Origin of the sequence: Streptomyces niphimycinicus (genome assembly GCF_018883605.1) — a bacterium.
Lineage (GTDB): Bacteria > Actinomycetota > Actinomycetes > Streptomycetales > Streptomycetaceae > Streptomyces > Streptomyces niphimycinicus.
This window is the reverse complement of sequence record NZ_JAHLEM010000823.1, coordinates 1-3,602: the sequence shown is the minus strand read 5'-3', so window position 1 is coordinate 3,602 and position 3,602 is coordinate 1. Positions and strand designations below refer to the sequence as shown.

Here is a 3,602-nt window from a genome sequence, read left to right as displayed (position 1 = left end):
ATGGTCGCTGGCCTGGGTCGCGGCGGGGTGTGTGGCGTTCGTGCTGTGGGCGCGGGCGGAGCAGGTGTGGCCGTTCGGGCCGAAGGAGATCAGCGAGGAGTACGCGGCGGGCGCCGACCCCGACGCGGAAGGGGGCGCCCCGGGCACGCTGGGCGCGGCGAAGGCCCAGGGCAGTGCGGCGAAGGCCCAGGGCAGTGCGGCGAAGGCCCAGGGCAGTGCGGGGGATGCCTGAGCGCTCCGCTGGAAGTGCGCTGAGGTGCCGTCGATCGTCTGCGGCGCCGTCGCGGCCGGGCGTGCCCCCAGCGGCGGAGCCGCACATCGACACGGCCCTGCGCCCCCACAGGGCGCCAGGGGCACTACGGCGAACGCCCAGGGGGCACGTCCAGACCACCACCGGCCCCGGCCCGCCCCGGAGCCGTCAGTCGCGGGGTGCCAGTGCCTCCCACCGCACCGTGACCTCGCCCTGGCGCCAGCGCCGCGGGCCGTCGGCGAGCGGCCAGCCCCGCGCGCGGAGCGTCTGGGCGCTGCGTAACCAGCGCTGACGCGCGCTGAGCGGGGCGTACGGGGCGGCGGCCGCCCAGGCGCGGTCGAAGTCGCGCAGGAAGGTGTGCACCGACTCGCCCGGCACATTGCGGTGGATCAGCGCCTTGGGGAGCCGTTCGGCCAGGTCGGAGGGGCGTTCCAGGGAGCCGAGGCGGGCCGCGAAGGTCACCGTGCGCGGGCCCGCCGCGTCGAGCGCGACCCACACATGCCGCCGCCCGATCTCGTCGCAGGTGCCCTCCACCAGCAGTCCGCCGGGCGCCAGCCGGGCGCACAGCCGCCGCCATACGGCGGCCACCTCGCCCTCCTCGTACTGCCGCAGCACATTGGCCGCCCGGATGAGCGCCGGGCGCACCCCGCCGGGCAGCGGCACCTCGAAGCCGCCGTGGGCGAAGGTGAGCCCCTCGCGCTCGTACGGCCGCGCGGCGGCCACCCGTCCCGGGTCGATCTCGACCCCCACGACGCGCGCGCCGGCCCGTACGGTCCGTAGCCGGTCCAGCAGCTCGACGGCGGTCCACGGGGCCGCCCCGTACCCCAGATCCACCGCCACCGGCGCCTCCCCGGCCCGCCGCAGCGCGGCCCCGTGCGCCGCCGCGATCCACCGGTCCATCCGGCGCAGCCGATTGGGATTGGTGGTCCCGCGGGTCGCCGAACCGATCGGACGGGACGGCGGGGGGACGCGGGCGGGCATGGCGCAGAGCCTATGCGGGGGCGGACGGGGCGTGGCCGACGGGTATCGGAACGTCACGCTTTGGCAAAGCGGAAATGGGAACCATGGGTTCCGGTGTTAACGCCCAAGGAGGAGCCCGCCCCGTCAAGGAGGTAACGCTCGGTGAGCCAGCACGCGCCCCGGCTCGGCGGTCTGCGAGGCCGGTCCCCTATACCGTTCGGCGCCCCGTCCCACCAGCGGCTTCGCCGCATTCCACGGCGGCCGCGGCGGATCGCGATGCTCAGTGTGCACACCTCGCCGCTGCATCAGCCCGGCACCGGCGACGCCGGTGGGATGAACGTCTACATCGTCGAGCTGGCCAAGCGCCTGGCCGCGATCGACATCGAGGTGGAGATCTTCACCCGGGCCACCACCGCCGCGCTCCCCCCATCCGTCGAGCTCGCCCCCGGTGTGCTCGTACGGCATGTGGACGCCGGGCCCTACGAGGGGCTGGCGAAGGAGGAGCTGCCGGCCCAGCTCTGCGCGTTCACCCACGGGGTCATGCGGGCGTGGGCCGGGCACCGGCCGGGCCATTACGATCTCGTCCACTCCCACTACTGGCTCTCCGGCCACGTCGGCTGGCTGGCCGCCGAGCGCTGGGGAGTGCCGCTGGTGCACGCCATGCACACCATGGCCAAGGTCAAGAACGCCGCGCTGGCGGCGGGTGACACCCCCGAGCCCGCGGCCCGCGTGATCGGCGAGCAGCAGATCGTCCGCGCCGCCGACCGGCTGATCGCCAACACCGGCGGGGAGGCCGACGAGCTGGTCCACCACTACGAGGCGGCGCGTGAGCTGGTCGCGGTCGTCCACCCCGGGGTGAACCTCGACCGCTTCCGTCCCGCCGACGGCCGGGCCGCCGCCCGCGCCCGGCTGGGGCTCCCGGCCGACGCGCTCATACCCCTCTTCGCCGGGCGCATACAGCCGCTCAAGGCCCCCGACATCCTGCTGCACGCGGTCGCCCACCTCCTGGAGGAGGACCCCTCGCTGCGCGAGCGCATGGTCGTGCCCGTGGTGGGCGGCCCCAGCGGCAGCGGTCTGGCCAAGCCCGAGGGGCTGCACAAGCTGGCGGCGCGGCTGGGGATCTGCGATGTGGTCCGGTTCCGGCCGCCGTGTGCCCAGGACGAGCTGGCGGACTGGTACCGGGCGGCGTCCGTGCTGGTCATGCCCTCGTACAGCGAATCCTTCGGGCTGGTGGCCATCGAGGCCCAGGCATGCGGCACCCCGGTCGTGGCGGCCTCGGTGGGCGGTCTGCCGGTGGCCGTACGGGACGGGGTCAGCGGCACCCTGATCCAGGGCCACGACCCCGCCGACTACGCCCGCGCCCTGCGCCCCTTCGCGAGCGAGCCGGGGCGGGCGGAGCGGATGGGCGCGGCGGCGGCCCGGCACGCGGAGTCCTTCGGATGGGACACGGCCGCCGCGGCGACGGCGGACGTCTACGCGGAGGCGATGCGTGAGCGGCGTCGCCTACGATCGGCCCATGGCTGACCCCAAGGCTGACACCGTTTCCGAGACCGACCCCCGGGCCGTCATCGAGCGGACGCTGAACGACGCCGAACTGGAGTGGGAGAGTCCGGAGGACGGCATGTACGTCGTCACGCTCCCGGGCACCCGCAAGCTGTCGACCACCTGCTCGCTCAGGGTCGGCCGGCACTCCCTGTCGGTCAACGCCTTCGTCGTCCGCCACCCCGACGAGAACCACGAGGCCGTCCACCGCTGGCTGCTGGAGCGCAACACCCGGCTCTACGGGGTGAGTTACGCGATCGACCAGCTCGGCGACATCTATCTGGTGGGCAAGCTGCCGCTCGCCGCGGTCATTCCGGAGGAAGTGGACCGGCTGCTCGGTACGGTGCTGGAGAACGCGGACGGCAGCTTCAACACCCTGCTGGAGATGGGGTTCGCGACCGCCATCCGCAAGGAGTACGCGTGGCGCACGGCGCGCGGCGAATCCACCCGCAATCTTGAGGCGTTCAGCAATCTGACCCGGGATGCGGCGAAGTGAACGTTGGTGGGGATGGGGTTCCGCTCGCGGTTGAGGCGTGCCCCTCACTCGCTTGACGTACGTCCATCCTGACGCGACCCCTTCCGCGCATCCCTGCCCCATGGCATTCTCACGCCGTCTCTCACCTGAACTGCGTTCACATCCATGGAAGGCGGGGCTGGTTCATGGGCACGGAGATCAACAGACGACGGCTGCTCGGCGGCGCGATGGGCATGGCGGCGGGCGCCACGTTCCTGGGGACGGGCACCCCGTTCCTGACCGCCACGGACGCGGCGGCCGCATCGCGTACCGCCGCCGCATCGCGTACCGCCGCCGGACCGGGCGCCGCCGCCGGACCGGGCGCCTCGGGTGGGG

3 protein-coding genes and 2 pseudogenes are annotated in these 3,602 nt (G+C 74.0%); 4 read left to right on the top strand and 1 reads right to left on the bottom strand.

Features of this window, described 5'->3' with window-relative positions:
• A pseudogene (locus KN815_RS43510) lies at positions 1–232 on the top strand (hypothetical protein); the annotation flags it as partial.
• 186 nt (positions 233–418) lie between these two features.
• On the opposite strand, the gene KN815_RS43505 reads toward KN815_RS43510, so the two are convergent.
• Complete coding sequence (locus KN815_RS43505) at positions 419–1,231, bottom strand: class I SAM-dependent methyltransferase (protein WP_216347272.1); 813 nt, start codon at positions 1,229–1,231, stop codon at positions 419–421.
• 141 nt (positions 1,232–1,372) lie between these two features.
• On the opposite strand from KN815_RS43505, the gene mshA reads away from it, so the two are divergent.
• The 3 genes and pseudogenes from mshA to KN815_RS43490 form a co-directional block, all read left to right on the top strand.
• Positions 1,373–2,734 carry a D-inositol-3-phosphate glycosyltransferase gene (gene mshA / locus KN815_RS43500; RefSeq protein ID WP_216347271.1) on the top strand — a complete coding sequence of 454 codons (1,362 nt, stop codon included), beginning with the start codon at positions 1,373–1,375 and terminating at the stop codon, positions 2,732–2,734.
• Positions 2,727–3,248 (top strand): type III secretion system chaperone family protein, encoded by a 522-nt coding sequence (locus KN815_RS43495; RefSeq protein ID WP_216347270.1) that lies wholly within the window; start codon positions 2,727–2,729, stop codon positions 3,246–3,248. The genes mshA and KN815_RS43495 overlap by 8 nt, the downstream gene beginning before the upstream one ends.
• A gap of 164 nt (positions 3,249–3,412) precedes the next feature.
• Positions 3,413–3,602, top strand: a pseudogene (locus KN815_RS43490) (hypothetical protein); the annotation flags it as partial.

What these genes read in the sequence shown, in the direction of transcription:
- KN815_RS43505 (WP_216347272.1), bottom strand. Translation starts at nt 1,231, where the DNA reads ATGCCCGCCCGCGTCCCCCCGCCGTCCCGTCCGATCGGTTCGGCGACC.
- KN815_RS43495 (WP_216347270.1), top strand. Translation starts at nt 2,727, where the DNA reads ATGGCTGACCCCAAGGCTGACACCGTTTCCGAGACCGACCCCCGGGCC.